Origin of the sequence: Paenibacillus sp. LK1 (genome assembly GCF_002750415.1) — a bacterium.
In the GTDB taxonomy this organism is placed as follows: domain Bacteria; phylum Bacillota; class Bacilli; order Paenibacillales; family Paenibacillaceae; genus Paenibacillus; species Paenibacillus taichungensis.
The window spans coordinates 26,210-44,478 of the sequence record NZ_PEII01000004.1 but is presented as its reverse complement, the minus strand read 5'-3'; the positions used below and the strand labels follow the sequence as shown (position 1 = coordinate 44,478).

Sequence of the window (18,269 nt, the reverse complement as noted above, 5' to 3'; positions counted from 1 at the left end):
GAGCATGGAGGTTTAGACTATTTTCAATAGTACCAATATTACTTTATTTCCAAAAATTTACGGAGTATGGGAGCCTAAATATTGCATGGTTCCTTTCGGGAGTTCATTCCATTCTCCTGTCAAAGAGAACTGTTGTGAACCTGTGTAAATCCCGCGTTTACGAATCAGTGTTCCTCCTTCAGATAAGAATCTATCATGTGAAGTAGGGTCTCCCAATACATCAACAATTCTACCATCTTTTTTGAGAACCAATGCAACGACTTGATACTCATTTGGATTTAGAGGGTTATAGAGAAGCAACTCACTATTAAACCACTGGATTTTTGTTATATCCATGTATTCATAGAAAAATTCATTAATATAAATGGCAAGTGCATTGGGGTTAACATCAAACAAATTCTTTGTGACTATATTCATCTTTGAACTTTGTTCCATCCATTGATATACTTCCAGTTGATATCCTGTTGCTTTGTGAGACGGATTCCCATCCCCCGTATAATACAATTGCACTACAATTTGCTCAGCACCTGCATCCATGTATTGAGAGAAAAACAACTCGGGTGAGCCTTGTGGAAGCGAATTGACCTTAACTACCACGGCTCTACCATCATTTCCAATAATCCAGAAGTACAACGGAGATGCGGTTAAAGGAATTTGAGTCGTATTCATCGTATCCGGTCCCGTAAACGTCGAATCTGGTGTGCCACTATATAGTTTGAAACTTGTCTGTCCCGGGAACAAATTCGAGGTTGAATAGGTTAGAGCATCCTGCACCCCTGATTTTGTATTGATCTGCATCACTCCAGCATTCACCAGAGAAGCGGTACGAACATTAAAGGAATACTCTGCCTCTCCACCTTTTCCATCCTTCGCCGTCAGGGTTAATGGGGCTACTGCATTACCTGTCCCCGGCTTCAAGGTTAACAGGCTACCATTAATGCTTGCATTAACTGCTTCGCTCGAACTGCTGCTAATTGCAAATTGTAACGAATCTCCATCGGGATCACTAAACAATTGACTCAAATCAAACGTACGATCATTCGTTACCGTTGGCGTTAACACTTGTTCGTAAATGTTGCTTACAACCTCTGGTGATATATTAGGGCCAGCAGGCTCGCCTTGTATGGTCATGCCAAAGGATACTTGCTCCCTTCGTCCAGACTGATCATAAACCGACAACGTCACGGTGGTCTGTCCTTCCGCAACTGGAGCGACAGATACCTTTGGACCAGCGGTAGAAACTTCCGCAATATTGACGTCTCCAGAAGAGGCATCAACCGTTAAAGTACTTATATCAAAATTTAACAGGTAAGGAGTAAGATCTATATCCAAAGTCGACCAAGGCCACATGATTGTTTGATCTGGGATAGAACCAATACTTCCTGATTCTAAGACCTCCACATCAATAGAGGCTGTTGCCTCTTTTCCATATACATCTTTTGCTATAATGTTAGCTTCAAATTGACCAACCCGCTTGGGATGAATAATCAGCTTGTTTTCTTGAATGCTCATCTCTGCTATCAGGAAATTATTAAAGTCAATTGGCGTTTGAAACTCTAACACATCTCCGTCAGGATCACTAAAATATTGTGAGAGATCAATGACAATATCCTCCTTACCCAGAAACAACGTTTGAGCAGGTAGATCACTCGTAAGAACTGGAGAAGCATTAGGCTTAGGATTAACGCTTATTGGAAATCCAGTGGAAACGAAACCTCCCCTACCATCTTCCACCGAATAGTTAATGGTATATTCTCCAAATTTCAAAGCAGTCAAATTCAGTACTCCGGAAACTTCCTCCACTATTAATCCATCCGGATCAGATGAACTGGCGCTGAATGTAAGTGGGTCACCGTCCGGATCAATATAATAATCATTTAAGTTAACAGATGGAATTCGATCTGGTAGGAAACCCAAGTATACGTTAATCGAACTAGGTGACTGTCCTACCGGATTCAAATTCGGTATAGGATCTACATTAATATCAAATGTTCCACTTGTTACTCCACCCTTGCCGTCATTTACGGAATACGATATGGTATACGTTCCAAGTTGAAGAGCAGTTAACTTCAACTCACCTGCATTTTCCTCCACAGTAACCCCATCTGAATTGGATGAAGCTGCTGAATACATTAAAGCATCACCATCTGGATCGGTATATAGCTCGTTCAGTTTCACTACAGGGATGTTATCACCCAGATAGACGTCTATTTTCGATGGAGCTTCTCCCATAGGCGCACGATTTAGTGGTGGAAGAACAACAACCCTCATGTCGAGTTCTGTAACACCCGTACTGCCATCATCTGCGATTTGCCCATCATCCACTTTGATTTTAAGAACAACCTCTCCCGCCTTTTTAGGCGTTAACCTCAATACAGATTGCCCATATTCCGATTTTACGATCTCTGTATCCACGATTTCCGGGGCACTATTCAATACACTGTAAAGCAGCTCCGATTCATATTTCTCATCATCCATAACATAGACCATGAGATGGACATCTGTGCTGTCTGACCCGGCTACAAGCTCTTGATCCGGAATCGGTGATGGAAGAGGTGGTGCATTCACGTTGACGTCAAATGTGGACCTCAGCCTTTTGCCGCGACCATCATTCGAGGACACAGTTATTGTGGCTGTACCATGTTCCAAGGGTATAATTTCGAGATTTGATCCACTAAGCACAACCTTAGCTACTGAGGATTTGGACGAAGCAACCGTATACGTTATTGAATCACCATCCGGATCAGTCACATAGTCGTTCAGGTTTAACGTCTTACCCTGACCATTTGCCGTAAACTTGCGATTTTCAAATGGCTTCAGCAGTTCAGGTGATCGATTGGCAACAACAGGAGTTGTCTCGCTCCCTCCCGTTCCACCTGACGAAGAAGATGTCGCATTGGAAGTTACTGTTCCGGTGTTTCCACTTACGGCCGAAGATGGTACTCCAGCAGCCAGAGAAACCTCGGCAACCTTAATATTCCCTGTTATACTAACCTGTGCTGCTGCATTATTCACCTGAAGTTGTTGAATGGTGCCCGCTACATTAAGATTAACAGCACCAACCCCATCTACCGTTAATTGTTGCAGGCTGACATTACCCTTAAGTTGCAGAGGCTGTGACGTATTCAACTTGACTTTATCTACAGTTCCCTGCAATTCTACCTTACTTGCGCCATCTACAATGTTCAGCAAAGACAGCTCAGCTGTGTTTGCAATTTCAAGAGTACTATCGGATTCAATGCTAACCTCTTGAGCATTCGTACTGCCCGAGAACACCACATGTACATCACTTTTATCTATATTCACATTGTTTAGAACAGAGTCTTCGAACACAACGGTATTGCTGTCGCCACCCTGAACTGAAATAGATTGTTCTACTTTTATATTTTTGGCATAGAAATCATGTTCCATCTCTGGTGCTATCGTCAGTTTGCCTTTGATCTTAAGCCCTTGTACCGAAGTGAAGTCCGCCTTAATCGTCAGATCTCCATTCAATGTGGTTTCCTCAGCATTCAATAACAGATTACGGCTGAATTCCGCCTCTCCTGTCTGTGCTGATTTTCCGCCTTTTCTAATTTCCAAGGCGTTAATTTCGGTAATTGTATGATCTTGGCTCTTAAACTGTATACCAGCCTGATCAAGTACAGCCTTGTTGCGTTCATTCAGAAGACCTGCCACTTGTTCAGATATCTGATAGACAACTCCGTTGATCTGAGCTTGGCTTCCATGGATTGACTGAACCACAGACAGGCGGGTTTCTGGGAAGATGGCTGACAACATCATACCTATGGCTTCGCCCCGAACAAGACCTTGTTTAACTTTATTCTCTCCCTGATATTCACTTAGAAGATTAGCCTTCTCAGCAGCTTGGATATAAGGAGCCGCCCACGCACTTGCCCCTTTCCATTCCGAAGGAAGCGACTTTATTTGATTGCCTTGTGTAGCATAAGCCGTTGCTCTCACCAAAACGGTGATTAATTCCTGTCCGGTAATCTCCGCTCGTGGATGGAAATACCCTTTTGCATCTCCCTGCAAAAGACCAGCCTTCTTCACCGCTTGAATGGAAGGTGCTGACCAACTAGCTGAGTTCACATCTACAAATGGCTCTGAAACTTTCTTACTTGTTGTTAGTCCGAGAGCCTGCGCAAGAACAACCGCCAGTTCCTGACGGGTGATCGGATCGATCGCCCGAAGGTTCCCATCCGGATCTCCTTTGATAAACCCCATGCCTACAGCCTTATTCATCGAATCATTTAATTGATTTGTAGCATTGGGGCCTGAAGATATGCTAGATGGGGTTATCTTCTGATCTGCTGAATCCTGACTCTGTGCTGCAACTGGAACAGTATTACTTAAGAGCAATGCAATCATGGCTAATTGTGCTGTTCTTTTCATTTTTCGCATTAGTATTCTCCTTCTCTATCTGCTGTTGAATTAAACGAAATTAAGGAGTAATTAAAGAATCGAATTTGCCCAAGTTATCATAATTGTTTTCTCCGATATTGCTCCATTCGGATGGCTCATAAGAAACCTTGTCGCCTTGAACAGTATCCCATTTTCTTGTCAAAGATTGAGTTGGTACAATAACTGCCGTATCCATGATTTCCCCTTTGTAATATAGCGTCAGCGTTACCGGTTCCATATTCTCAACCAGATCCAAAATCAAATAATAATAATCTTCATCTGAAAATTCACTAAACTCTTCTGCGAGAACCAACGTACTATTCGATGGAATGATTGTGCCTGAGTCCAGCGTAATGGGAGCATTGGAATCACTGCGTACAATTGTGATATCCCCTCCGTTAAGCGGTTTGGATGTAGGATTATACAACTCAATTGCCTGATTGAACTCCTCACCCCAGACTACCTCAGAAATAAATAATCCCTTTCCTGCATCCGGGTCTTCCACGTTAACCGTAAATGTGGTCTCAGCTTCTTCACCATCAGGATCGGTAGCTTTGACCGTAACCGTAGCTGAACCAGTAACGTTTTTGAAGCCCAATGTCAATGTTTCTCCTTGCACACTGGTATCTACTACATTGGAATCCGAAGATTCTGCTGTATACGTCAGAATGTCTCCATCTGAATCTTCGAACACGCCAGCCAGGCTTACCGTATCGCTAACCTTTCCCAAAGTTACATTCAACTTAGAAATCTGCCCTGCTACCGTAGGTTTATGATTAATAACTACAGGGGCTTTGACCTCGACAGTGAACTCGCTCTTCACTGCTGCACCGATATTGTCCTTGGCAGTTACAGTCAACTTGGCACTTCCAACAGAATAAATATTCAGTGTCATCATACTGTCTGTAATATCAGCACTCGCGACTTGATTATCGGATGAGGATACAACGAAGGTCAGTTCATCTCCGTCCGGGTCTGAGAAAATAGTTTTTAAATCTATCGGATCACTTACAGCACCCAATTCAATTTCTACAGTTTGCAGTGTTTTCACCACTTCAGGAGCATGGTTTATTGGAGGTAGTGGCGGTACAATCGGTGGTATAACTGGCGGTATCGGTGGGGTTATAACGAACGGATTCACAAAATAGCCAAAGGATGTTGTTATACTTCCTCCCTTTCCGTCCGTAGCTTTCACCGTAACCGTCGTATTACCTAAAGCAATAGGCTGGATTCTCAATGTTGAACCCTGAATATCCACAGTAGCAATGTTATGATCGATTTCTGAAATCTCATAACTGAGTTCATCTTCATCCGCATCCGTAAAAACAGTGCTCAGATCAATCTCTTGTGCACCCTCTCCCAAAAATACAATTTTGTCGGGGATGGTCGATTGAACAACCGGCGGTTGATTCTCGGGAGACGGAGGTCCAATGACAACAGGTGGTTCTGGTTCAGGTGTTGGTGTGGATGGTCCTGATGAGCCACCTGAACCTGAATTAGAGTTGCTAGTCCACGTATTACTGGATGGAGTCGTTACAGTCGGTGTACTGCGGATAATCTGTGTTGATGCTCCTCCCTTTGGAAGAATAACCTTGTCCGTTTTTACAGTCTCAGGCAATTGAATAACAGACTTCGCATCTTTCATTACAATCTGTTTCCACGTCCCACTTCCCTGAACGTTAACTTTGTTAGTGGTGTTTATGATTACTTCGTCGATGTCCCCTTCGATTGTCACTTCACTCGAGCCTGGTTTGAAGACAACCTGTGGCAATGTATCGGCTTTCAAAACAACATGGTCCGCCGAGACTGAAATCACGCCCTTATAAGATGAACCTTTCAGATCCAATGTCACTGGATCTTTAGCCGTCCCTGCTTGAACAATCTGAATTTCCGACAAGGAAGACAGATTACGTGTTCGAGCATCATAAGTGATCACAGCGTTCTGTAATGCATCTTTATTCCCATCATTCAAAATACTTTGAAGCTCTTTACTAATTACAAAAGGACGTCCGTCGATGTAGGCAACATCTCCATCCAATTTAGTCAGAGAAGCTGTTCTCTCTCCCGTTTGAAAAACGTCTACTAGAATTCCAGCAATATCTTGCCGCTCCACCAAAGCCTTGGAACTGAACCTTCCTTCACTGGATTCCAACAATCCAAGCTTTAATGCAGTATGTACCTGCTCTTTGGCCCAACTACTCACCATGGATTCATCTAAAAGTGTCTGTTGTTGACCTCCCTTTATTCCTTGTGCTCCTGTAACTCTAACCAAGATGGAAGCGAGTTCTTCCCGTCGAATTGGATCGTTGGCACGGAAATTACCGGATGCATCTCCAGTCATCCAGCCTACTTTTCGAATAGCATCAATATAAGGAGTAGCCCAGTCCGAATTATTCCGAACCGATTGCGATGGTTCATCAAGTGTTAAATGGGATGCTTTAGCAAGCAATACGGCCATTTCTCTCCGAGTCAAATGCTGGCTCGGATGAAAGGAGCCATCAGGATATCCCGCAATTAATCCTTGGTTTACCGCTTCCTGAACCGCTTGCAAGGAAGTGGAACGGATATCGGTTTGATCTGTGAACACCGATGATATATGATTTGCTACTCCTCCCGTTTGATCGGCTGCGTTGACGATCTGATTTCCCCACAGCATGCCCACTACAATTGAAGTAAGTAGTATTTTTTTCCAATCTTGATTCATGCTTGTTCCTCCCCAAAAACTTCGTTTTCGGCACATAGTTTATCAAGATTTTCTGAACAAATTCTGAACAAAAAAACTAACATATTATCCAATTAAAAGGTGCTTACTAATAATCCCTTCACCCCCACTTCACTTAACATTGGATCAAAAAGTTAAATACAAAAAGGATTGCCCATCGGATTGAAATAGGTGCAATTAAATTATGAAAAAATAAATAATATCAGTTCATATAATACGTATTCACGTAAAACGCACATTGCGCTTTCTTACATTCTTTTTCTGAAATCACGTGTATCTGCCTCAAAATTCGTTATAATGAAAAGAACTTGGTGAGATTTGTAAGTTTATGCAATTATTCAACTTAGCTATTGGAGGAGAATTATGGAAACGGAAGGTTTACGCAACGTAGAGAAGCTGGCGCTGAAGAAACACAAGATTTACAAACAAAGCTTGATCAGGTACCTTGCACGCTCCATGCTCGCCAGCATGTTTATCGGGTTTGGCGTCATCGTGGCGTTCAAGACGGGTAACTTCTTTTATATGGAGGATTCCCCTTTTACATACCCTATGGCGGCTCTCACGTTCGGCGCGGCAATTATTCTGATCGCCTATGGTGGAGGTGATTTGTTCACAGGAAATACGTTCTATTACACCTATGCCGCCTTACGCAAGAAATTGAAATGGTTCGAAGTGGTGAAGCTGTGGATTGCAAGTTACAGTGGAAATCTGATGGGTGCGGCGGTATTTGCCTTGTTAATCTACCTGACGGGTCTGTTCGATTCATCTCAGGTGAATGGTTTTCTGCTGAGTGTCGTAGAGCACAAGATGGAGGCTCCGGCCATGCAGCTTTTCTTCCGGGGCATTCTGTGTAACTGGCTCGTATGTCTGGCGTTCTTTGTGCCAATGTTCATGAAGGAGAATGGTGCAAAAATGTTCGCCATGATGCTCTTTGTTTTCTGTTTCTTCATCTCGGGATATGAGCACAGCGTCGCCAATATGTGTACGTTTGCGATTGCGCTGGTACTGAACCATCCAGGGACGATCTCATTCGGCGGGGTTATTCACAACCTGATTCCGGTGACACTCGGCAATCTAGTGGGCGGCGTGCTGCTGATGGGTTTCATGTATTATGCGGTGAACAAACCGTTTCTGGACGAAGAGACACACTAATCTTTGGGGCAAAAAAAGCCCCCTTACTGGCCCGGTCACCTGACCGTGGCTGGACGGTAAGCCCCAAACACCCGTGCAACCTTCCATCCTGTGTTGAAGGTTGCGCGGGTGTTTATTTATGGGCAGGCTCCCTATATGCCTGCCCTCGGTTATATCTGCCTTGTACCCGTACGGAGGCTACAAGGCTTGCTCCGTGGCTTAGTTATACTCACGCCACGGAATATATTCAATATCGTTGTCGCCACGCGTGACCACGATCATATTCTCGATTTTGCCCGTATCCTTGTTGGTTCGGTAAATCATCGTACGCGTCTCGCCTTCTTCCGGCACGGAGAACAGGAACTTGTCCGCAACAAAGGAGGAACCGAGCCCTGTCGCATGTTCTGTAAAGGCAGATCCGCTCTTGCTGGTCAACAGCAGGCCAATTCCATAAGCTGTAGCCGTTTGTGCTCCTTTGCCAAAGAGATGCTCCCCTTGACTGGTCGTATGGGTTTGTTCCCAATACTCGTATTTTTTCGTATCCTTGTTGTAATCCACGACGTTACCCTGTTTATCCAAGCTGATGCTGGTCGTTTCACCCTTGTCGCTTTTAACCTGATACGTACCTACAATCGAATCCTCGGTAATCTTCACCGTCTTGCCCGTGTTCGGATCAATCTGGTAGATTTCGTCCTCATATTGAAGCCGAATAACATTCATGCTGGCCTGAAGCTGCTGCGCAAGTTTCTCGTCACCCATCTCCTCGGCTTTCTTTAACATTTCCTCATAGTTTTTGTAATCCTCGGCGTCCTTCTTATCCCAATCCTCCATATTCTCCGGAGGACCTGACGTTTTGCCCGGGCCATCACCTTTATGTTTACCGAGGGACGTAAGAGTCTGTGCCGCAGCCAAAGCCACCATAAGAGCCTTGTTCACAACATCTTCATCTGTGGTGCGGAAACGCTCAGCAATTTTCTTGAGTTCCGACTGAATGGACAAGACCAGCTCAAGGACAGACTTCATTGTACCTTGAGCCGTTGCATAATCGTTATAAAAGCGTTCCCGCTCCATTCCGTCCCAATTGCTGCGCATGACACGGATCTGGCTATCCAATGTGGACATGAACCCCGACAATTGCTGATGTGCCTGGGCGAATTGCCCACTAACTGTATCCAGTTGTTCCGGTGTTACCTTAATCTGTGTCATCCTGCACACTCCTCTTCGTCATATTCCTCCTGTTTCGTGGTCCACCGATGATTATCTTGCAGCCTGATCTGCCTTAATCTCCAGATGCAGCAGCGGAAACGGATTACCGGAACCATCCAACTCAGAACGACCAATTTGTACAAATCCCATTTTCTCGTAGAATCGGGCCGCTCCAGCATTCTGCTCATTGACATCCACCTTGAGGTGACGGCCTTTGATGTTAAGGGTATGGTTGATTAGAAGACGTCCCAGACCCTGTCCGTGCTGACTGACATCTATAAACAACATCTCAATAAAGTTATCATCCAATCCGATAAAACCAACGGGTTCATTGTCAGCATTCAGCGCTTCCCATACCTCAACTTGCCTTTGCTGCAACACATCGCTCACTACTTTTTTATAAAACTGGATGTGATGTTCTTCCAAAAACGTGTGTGTTGCCCGAACGGCCCTCTCCCAAATCTCGACCAACTTGTCATGATCCTTTTCACGATATGAAGCGATTAACATGTCCAAAGTAATCTCCTTTTCCTTTTCCATATAACGATTATGTAACCATCCGATCCTGCGATTGGATTTGGTTAATACATCAATTTTTATATCATTCTACGCATATTTTACCATGCCCAACACTCAATCTGTACCCACCATTGCCAATCTTGAGTCAACTCGCCACTACTTTTAAGGATCCCTTACCAAAAAAAAAGAAAGCAAAAGACAGCCAAAGACACCTTGGACCGGTGCTTTAGCTGCCTGATATTCGATAGGTTCATCCTGCTTCGTCAACTAATGCCACTTGGCTACGGCATCATTTCAACAATGCTAATCATTGCTGCAATTGTGCAAGGATTTGCGGATCCTTGATTTTCTTGTCTTCAGCCAATAACATCACTTTCGATAAAATCTCAGCCGTTCTCGGATCTTCATCAAGGAATGGCAAGAAGATCCTACCTCGATGCTGACTGTGCACAGGTACGATATGAAGCGCGCCTGTCGCCTGTTTGAACACATTGCCGCTACCAAGATGAACGGCATACTCGCCCAGTTCACCATCAATTCGAGCGTAATTTCCATCGAGCCGTACGTTATCGACCTTCAACAGACGCAGTGACTCATTCACAATCACATGACGCATCTCAATCGTGGTTAAGCTGGCTTCCGGATCTACTCCGCCAACATGCGCAACGCTAACCACCAAATCAATGTCACGCATGACTTCCGAGAAGAAGACTGGCGGTACATCTTTTAACGCGACAGGTTTATACGTTTTCCGATCATAGAACTGCAACGTCTCCAGGGTAGGCGCTTCTGTATCTGCGGGTGAGAACCAGTCTGCCATAGCATAGAGATTGGCAATCAGATTATGCTCATAGCTTACCTTTTGCAGTCCTTCCTCATAGCTGACGGTCCATTGACGTCCTTTAAGCAGAGCAACTGCTTTTTTCGGCTGAATCTGATAACCTGCATACCGACGGGATACCGTTCCATTAGCCAGCTCATCCTCATTTGGAAGATAGAGTTCACGGAATACCTGCTTGAATGGCTGACGTTCCTGACGGTTGAACAGATCCCGTTGGAATTCACTCCAGCTTCCACTCTGGAACAGATGCAATGGATGCGCAATCAGTAGGCGATCATGTGCCGCCAAGGTTTGTATCGTGCTTGTCGAATCATCCGAAGCTGGAGTAACCAACCCACCGGACGTTACATCGAATCTTCCAAGCTTGTCATCTGCTTGGAACACAAGCGTGCGAACCAGTGGACGAAGAACCGGATTCTGCAGCAGGCTTGAAACTTCCTCACTCGTAAAGGATGTTCCTGCCGTCATGGAACGCTCCAATTCCTGTCTTGCCCGGCGATACTGATCAACCAGATCTGTTTTTAATTCCTTCAATTCGGTGATGTATCCATCTTTCTTGAACCGAGCAGGTACAGATTTGAGTGTTTTCCCTTTGCTTACGATGAGCAGTTCCGGCTGGCCTTCTTCATCAATGACCAATTGGGCTGTAGTAGCCTCATCCAGTTCATGCGGCTCAAAATAGGATTTCATCTCATCCAGCTTGCGAGCTTCCATATCCCACATCAGCCGGGTAACATCGGCATATCCTGCATTACGGGCAAGGTTGCCCAGCGCTATCTGGGATACCAGACCTTCACTGGCACGGCGCTGTGCACCAAACTGTTTGCTCTGCATCAGAAACTTCTGAATGAAGTCGTACCGCTCACGCAGGTCCTGTTCCCGTTCTTCTGCAAATGGAATCAGGCTGTAGGTCAACAAATGATCTTTATTACGCTTATCTTCCACGGACTGACGCATATCTTCAAGCTTCAGCTTCCCAAGTGCCGCATCCGCGAACAACTGTGATCTGCGATGATTGGCTCCCCCAGAGATATATTTGGCACAATCGTACAACAGACTGAACCGTTCCTCACCGACGGCTTCATATGCCTCCTCGAACCAGGCGATATCAAACGCACCTTCGTTAAAGTCCTGAGGTGAAATTGGAGAATAATGCGCCACAATGGTTTCCTTTTCAGCAGTGAACCGTTCATTGATATGAGCATGGAAGTACCAGGCTGCACTGCGCAGTCCTTCCCATCCGAGATGCTTCGCAACAATCTCCATCCATTGCGGTGCGTACATTGCGGCTTCCAGGAGCTTCTTCTCCTGGATGGGATGCTTCGCCAGCAATTGTCCCAACAGTACTTCGTCCTCTCCATCACGTGGATGGCAAACCTGGATCAGATGGCTGAACGTTTCTTTACGTGTCGTATTGTCACCGTAGCTGTAGATATATCCACGGACAAAGGTATCCTGATCCATGGCTGCAACGAGATGCACCCAATGCTCCATACCTTCAATGCGTTCAAGCTTCATGGCCAGCGTACTTACTTCTGTTGAGAGCTCTCCTCGGGTTAACTCAATCTCCAAAATTCGTTCAACAACTGTTCTTCGCAGTTCTGCCAATACCGGTTTCTCCGTAATCCAGTCGGACCGGCTTGATGTCAATTCCCGAATAAACTGGGCACGAGAATCTCCCACAAGCAGCTGCTTGTAGACTTCCTGTGCATCAATGAAGTCCAATTCATAAGCACGCAGGTAATCGTCCAGAGTGAGGAAGGAGCCTCGGTTACTTTCCTTATTTAATCGGTCGAATTGGCTTATCGTCTGGAAGTATCGCATGAAACTCTCATCGTCATATACACGATCCCGGACAATATAGAACCATGGACCAGACAAGAGAGCAAGTATGCCCGATTCCTTTTCCATTTGTTCCTCAGGCATCATTTTCATCAACGCATACAATGTCCGCTCAGCGATTTCAAATGTATCTGACTTATCACTGTCCTCATAAACGGCCTCAATCAGCGTTTTCACCTGATCTGTGTAACGAAGCTCACTGACCATCTTTTTCATGTCCTGGATATACTGAACCGGATAGACCTCTTCGGCAAATTCTTTGCGCCATCCTTCCAGCAGCCAGTGTTTCTCCAATTCACTATATTCGTATATGTTGGAATAGTAACGGTAATAACTATCCAGCTTCTTGTTCAGATCCTCCAAACGAATCACAAACAAAATTTGCAGCAGTTCTTTACTATCCAGACCACTCTTCTGAACATATTCTCCCCATATTTTATGGAGAGGGAACTGCTCCAATAATGCTATATCTTGCCGCTGATCATAAGGAATGAAGACCATGGCACGCAATGTCGCACCTACAAGCAAGGTTTCTTTGTAACCGGCATAATATTCTGCCTCATATTCATGGTCTCTGTGCTCATGTAACAACGCATCCAAACCATCAAGAAACTGCTTCGCTTTTTCCAGGGAAAGGGTAAACATGTCCTTCGGCTTGAAGCTGCCGAGATCACGTTCTTCCTGAAGCAATGGATTTTCCCATGAAGGATCATACAAACCGAATCCATTAGCCGTCGTATACCTGCTGCTCTGCTCTGTAAGCTTGTCCAGCAGCTTCTGCTCCTTGGCTGTTGGTGTCTTGATTAACGCTATGATTGGCTGCATCTGCTCCTGCTGCTCCATGCGTTGTGAATCTGCGGAGATCTCGGTCAACAGTTCCAGCGCACCCAATCGTTGCAATTCAGTTTTGGATTGTACAAGTCGTTTCAGGGATACCATCAGCTGATCGGTTGGCTGAAGCAGTAACACCTGAATGGTCTTCTGACGCAAAGATCCCGTTTTCAGTTTGAGTAACGCCTCCATTTGCAGCATCTCTTCGAGCGTAAGCGTCAGCAGCTTGGCTTTGAGCAGAGCATTCTCACGATTGTTCATGCTCTTATCCGACAGACTATCAAAAATAAACTGTCTTTGTACTTCGTTCTCGGGATGATGGACAAATTGGGACAACAATTCTCCTCGCAAATCCGGGCTTAGTTTGTCCTTGAGTGCAATGACCTCGCCAATCCATTCCGGGTCCATGTCATACGCAGCAAGGTACAGCATTTTTTTCACTACATCATCCGGATCGATCCGATATTGAACAAATTCAAGAACATCGGATGGTCCACCTGTCCCTCCCTGCGGAATGTAGGCCAGCATTTGTTTAAACAGATCAAAGTCACGACGACGCACGGCTTTATCTCCAAAAACAGGCAGGGGCCAGACGTGAACACTACGTTGATTCTCCCCATTTTCAAAGCTCCAGTTAAACATGTACATGGCATCATAATTCTCAATCAGCCAATGCAGCAACTCCAGATCCTGTACTTCAAGATACTGACGTGCCATGTTTAAGCGCAGCCCTCTGTTCTGACTGTTAGCAAGTACGTATTGTGCAACAATCTGCTGATATACTTTCCCGTGATCCATGATTTGGATGACTTTTCGCTCCAATTCATTCTCTTCGATGACTGCGGTTGCCCAAAGACTAATGAATAATTGGTTTGCATTGGCACTTTGCTGCCATTCCTCTCGCACCGCAGAATCAGTCAATGCTTGATGCGCTTGTGTAATTAATTGCGCAGCAACACGCTGATTCGCCGCTTCAATTCCAATACCTGTCCATACGGCGAGCGCTCTCACCACTGAACTGAACCGAATCAGGTTGTTGTCGATGATTATTTTTAATATGTATATATACGCCTCAAGCGTTCCTTCATCCATCCGTTCTACAATGCTCTGGCGCAACCCCTCCTGCAGTCTGGCTGCTACCAGCAATTCCCCAACCATTTGATAAGCATCCACCTGATTGCTCATGAAGATACCCTTGATCATTTCATTGGTCAGCAATGCATTCTGATTGTCGCCATAGATGATATCATGCAGCGCCTGCTTCATATCACCGGTTTCATGATCCAGTTCATTGGCAATACAATCCGGTAAAACGGCTCTGATCTCATGAAGATAATCAAACTTGTACTCCCGCATGGATACATATTCGTTCAGAGAGAAGCCATGCATCTCCATACGGAATAAGGCAATCATTTTACGAAGAACCTGTCCAATATGCTGCTCGGGATCGGTTGTACGAAATGGTCTGCGCTCATAATGTTTGCTATAAGGAAAATTCACGGCACGTTCTGCAATGTAACGGAATCGAGCCAGGAAGGATCCACTGACCAGTTGCTCCAGCACATCCAGCAATGGACGGAACAATGGAGTTTTCTTCTCAGCGGACATACATTGCAATTGCTGCACTAAATCCAAATAGGCCTTTTCGTCTTCGCGCAAATAGGTGAATCCAGCCATCTCTGCAACATAGCCTGCGAGTTCCTGCTCCACACCCTTCAGCGATTTCACTTTTTCCTGCAACTCTTGTTGATACTGTTGAACTTTATCTTCCTGATTCATTCCATTCTCCTCCTCGTCACTCTCTACCACATACGTCCGGCAAGCATTGTAAAGCGGATAAACACCACATTATCGTCTTCCTGTATAATCAACGGCTCATCCAATGCCTGCAACTCTTCATCATTGAGAAATACCTTAAATAACCCATCTTCATATGCGGTTACAGCTGTATCCATGGCGCCTTCTACATCGGGAACCCCTTCGTTATATATTGTGCCAAAGCCTATTTTTCCTGCTGCTCCCTGCTCTTGAATGTCTTCGGGCATCAGGTAGGCAAGCCATTCCGCTTCACTCTTCTTGTCCTGAAGAGCCTTGAGCTGCTCAGCCACCATGTTCTTAATAAGCTTTCTCAGCGTATCGGTTGTTTCCGGAAGTTCGGCAGCTTGTTTGGCAAGTGCCGGCTTGCGTTTACCCAGACTTTTCACCGTAATCCATACGTTCACTGCTTAACCTCCTATGTATAGCTTTATGTTAGAAGAAGCCTCTATCAGCCCTTATATCTATACCACCATGGAAAATGGACCAAACTTAAGCTTCGGCCTATTTCGTTATCCATTCAAATATACGCACATATGTGCCCCTATTGAATATTCTAACGAATATCCCGACCATATTCATGGGCCATTTCTCATGTTTACATGCAACTAGCGAACTAATGACCTATATTACACTTTCGCAGCCGGAACAGTCTTCGCACAGCAAATAAAAAGAGAACAGTGCGCCTTCGGGCAGTCACTGCTCTCTGTAAGTTTACGATGAATATTTCTGTAAAATAATGACCGCATTATGACCACCGAAGCCAAATGAGTTGGACATGCCAATCTTCAGGTCAGCTTCTCTTGCAACGTTGGGTACATAATCGAGATCACATTCCGGATCGCTCTGCTCTTGATTGATTGTCGGTGGAATGATGCCGCTACGCAAGCTTTGAATGAGCGATATAGCTTCCGCACCACCAGCCGCCCCCAGCATATGTCCGGTCATCGATTTGTTTGCCGTTACCGGAATATAATAGGCTTCCGCACCAAACAGCTGCTTGATTGCTCGTGTCTCGGAAAGATCACCCGCTTCCGTACTGGTAGCATGAGCATTAATGACATCAATGTCTTGCGGCTGAAGCTGTGCATCCGCCAGAGCGGCTTTCATGGCCAAGTATGCACCACGTCCTTCGGGATGGGTTGCTACCATATGATACGCGTCTGAACTGGCACCATAACCTACGATCTCTGCAAGGATGTTTGCACCTCTCGCAAGGGCGTGGGACAAAGACTCTACAACCAAGACCCCGGCACCCTCAGCCATGACAAAACCATCTCTGCCTGCATCAAATGGTCGACTCGCTCCTTCGTACGCTTCGTTTCGTGTAGATAGCGCCGTCGCATTGCCGAAGCTTGCCAGTGATACTTCGGTGACAGCTGCCTCCGTCCCTCCAGCAAAAATCACATCTGCTCCACCGTGACGGATCAGCCGGAAAGCCTCACCTATGGCGGTGTTGCCGATCGAACAGGCTGTCACTGGCGAGAGAGTAGGTCCCCAACAGCCAAATCTCATGCTCACCATAGCCGCCGCCATATTGGATATCATCATGGGCACCAGTGTTGGACTGACTCTTGCAGGCCCACGTTCAGACAGGAGTTTGCCTTGTTCCATCAGGGTCTGGATTCCGCCGATGCCGGAACCGATATACACGCCAACGCGCTCCCTGTCCACATGCTCCATCTCGAGACCGGAGTCAGATAAAGCCTGATCTGCTGCCGCAACAGCAAATTGCACGAATCGGTCCATACGCCGTGCTTCCTTCCGTCCAAACCGTTCTTCTCCGTCAAAATCACGGACCACCCCTGCTATCTTTGTTTTATAGGACGTTGTATCAAACGCTTCAATTGGCGAAACTCCTGATTTGCCTTCCACCAATCCATTCCAAAATGTATGCACATCATTCCCCAAAGGAGAGATAATCCCCATTCCTGTAATAACAACACGCTCCATAATGCATCCTCCTTTAGTGCTCTTTCCATACTTGTTTAGTTAGTTATGCACTTATATTGCCATTCGTATTATCCTATTACAAGTTGTCAATTATAATAGTATAATGACTACCATGATAAACTCAGGAACGAAGGTGATGGAATGAACCATGATGTCAGGCTGCAGGCACTGTCCGCTTTTCTGAAAAACCAGCGCTCCAAAATCTCGCCAGAATCTGTCGGATTACCCGCGGGCTCCCGGAGAAGAACGCCTGGATTAAGAAGAGAAGAAGTATCCCAATTGGCAGGTGTGAGCACCACATGGTACACCTGGCTTGAACAGGGCCGGGATATTCAGGTATCCCATTCCGTATTGGATAACATCGCCTCAGCTCTCAGGCTGACAGCGGATGAACGGAAGTATTTGTTTTCCCTTGGTCTGGACTACCATTCGGAACTTCATATCCTGGATGAGAAGCCACTCCAAATACATCCCTCTTTGCAAAAAATATTGCAGGAACTTCGCAATTGTCCCACAATCATCTCAGACCGACGCTGCCACATTGTGGGCTGGAATGACGCAGCGCGGCATGTGTTTATGGACTTTGAACAGATTCCGGCTGAACAGCGGAACATGATCAGCTTGTTGTTTGAACGAAAAGAATTTCGAAGACTGGCCGTCAATTGGGAGGATTTTGTCAGCGGATTCCTGGCTATTTTCCGTGCTTATTATGGTCAATATGTCGATGATGAATGGTACAACTTGTTTTTGGATGACATGATGGACAGATATCCCGATTTTCAACCCCTTTGGAAACAAAGCAGTGTTAGCAGCGCCCCGGACGTGTTGATTGAATTTAGACATTCCAAAGCTGGCAAAATGCTTTTTGATCTTACCTCACTTCAGGTTCAGGGAAATGCCGATTTGCGGTGCAGTATCTACACACCTGCAACGGACACTGCTACCGAGCGTAAATTGATCCGCCTCATGGAGCCAAAGGTAGAACCTGACTCTGACAAAAGCTGA

General features: G+C 45.5%; 9 protein-coding genes. 2 read left to right on the top strand and 7 right to left on the bottom strand.

Annotation, left to right across the window (positions count from 1 at the left end; all coding sequences use genetic code 11):
• Window positions 1-57 precede the first annotated feature (57 nt).
• Together CS562_RS10040 and CS562_RS10035 are read right to left on the bottom strand one after the other, a co-directional pair.
• Window positions 58-4,404, bottom strand: a complete 4,347-nt coding sequence (locus tag CS562_RS10040; RefSeq protein WP_099855396.1) for an S-layer homology domain-containing protein — start codon at window positions 4,402-4,404, stop codon at window positions 58-60.
• A 40-nt stretch (window positions 4,405-4,444) separates the two neighbouring features.
• Entirely contained in the window at window positions 4,445-7,108 is a 2,664-nt protein-coding gene (locus CS562_RS10035) for an S-layer homology domain-containing protein (RefSeq protein ID WP_180287088.1), read from the bottom strand.
• 381 nt (window positions 7,109-7,489) lie between these two features.
• On the opposite strand from CS562_RS10035, the gene CS562_RS10030 reads away from it, so the two are divergent.
• Window positions 7,490-8,278, top strand: coding sequence for a formate/nitrite transporter family protein (locus CS562_RS10030; protein ID WP_053784134.1), 789 nt, complete (start codon window positions 7,490-7,492; stop codon window positions 8,276-8,278).
• A gap of 198 nt (window positions 8,279-8,476) precedes the next feature.
• On the opposite strand, the gene CS562_RS10025 is transcribed toward CS562_RS10030, so the two are convergent.
• The 5 genes from CS562_RS10025 to fabF all read right to left on the bottom strand — a co-directional run bounded on the left by CS562_RS10025 (window position 8,477) and on the right by fabF (window position 17,264).
• The gene (locus tag CS562_RS10025) at window positions 8,477-9,463 is read right to left on the bottom strand and encodes a WXG100 family type VII secretion target (RefSeq protein ID WP_099855393.1); all 987 of its coding nucleotides are present in this window, start codon (window positions 9,461-9,463) and stop codon (window positions 8,477-8,479) included.
• Window positions 9,464-9,514: 51 nt separating this feature from the next.
• On the bottom strand, window positions 9,515-9,973 hold the full coding sequence (locus CS562_RS10020) for an acetyltransferase (protein WP_373561711.1): 459 nt from the start codon (window positions 9,971-9,973) through the stop codon (window positions 9,515-9,517).
• Window positions 9,974-10,289: 316 nt separating this feature from the next.
• Entirely contained in the window at window positions 10,290-15,275 is a 4,986-nt protein-coding gene (locus CS562_RS10015; RefSeq protein WP_099855389.1) for a DUF4132 domain-containing protein, read from the bottom strand.
• A 23-nt stretch (window positions 15,276-15,298) separates the two neighbouring features.
• Entirely contained in the window at window positions 15,299-15,718 is a 420-nt protein-coding gene (locus tag CS562_RS10010) for a hypothetical protein (protein WP_099855387.1), read from the bottom strand.
• A gap of 307 nt (window positions 15,719-16,025) precedes the next feature.
• The gene (gene fabF, locus CS562_RS10005) at window positions 16,026-17,264 is read right to left on the bottom strand and encodes a beta-ketoacyl-ACP synthase II (protein ID WP_099855386.1); all 1,239 of its coding nucleotides are present in this window, start codon (window positions 17,262-17,264) and stop codon (window positions 16,026-16,028) included.
• A gap of 141 nt (window positions 17,265-17,405) precedes the next feature.
• On the opposite strand from fabF, the gene CS562_RS10000 reads away from it, so the two are divergent.
• Entirely contained in the window at window positions 17,406-18,269 is an 864-nt protein-coding gene (locus CS562_RS10000) for a helix-turn-helix transcriptional regulator (RefSeq protein WP_099855384.1), read from the top strand.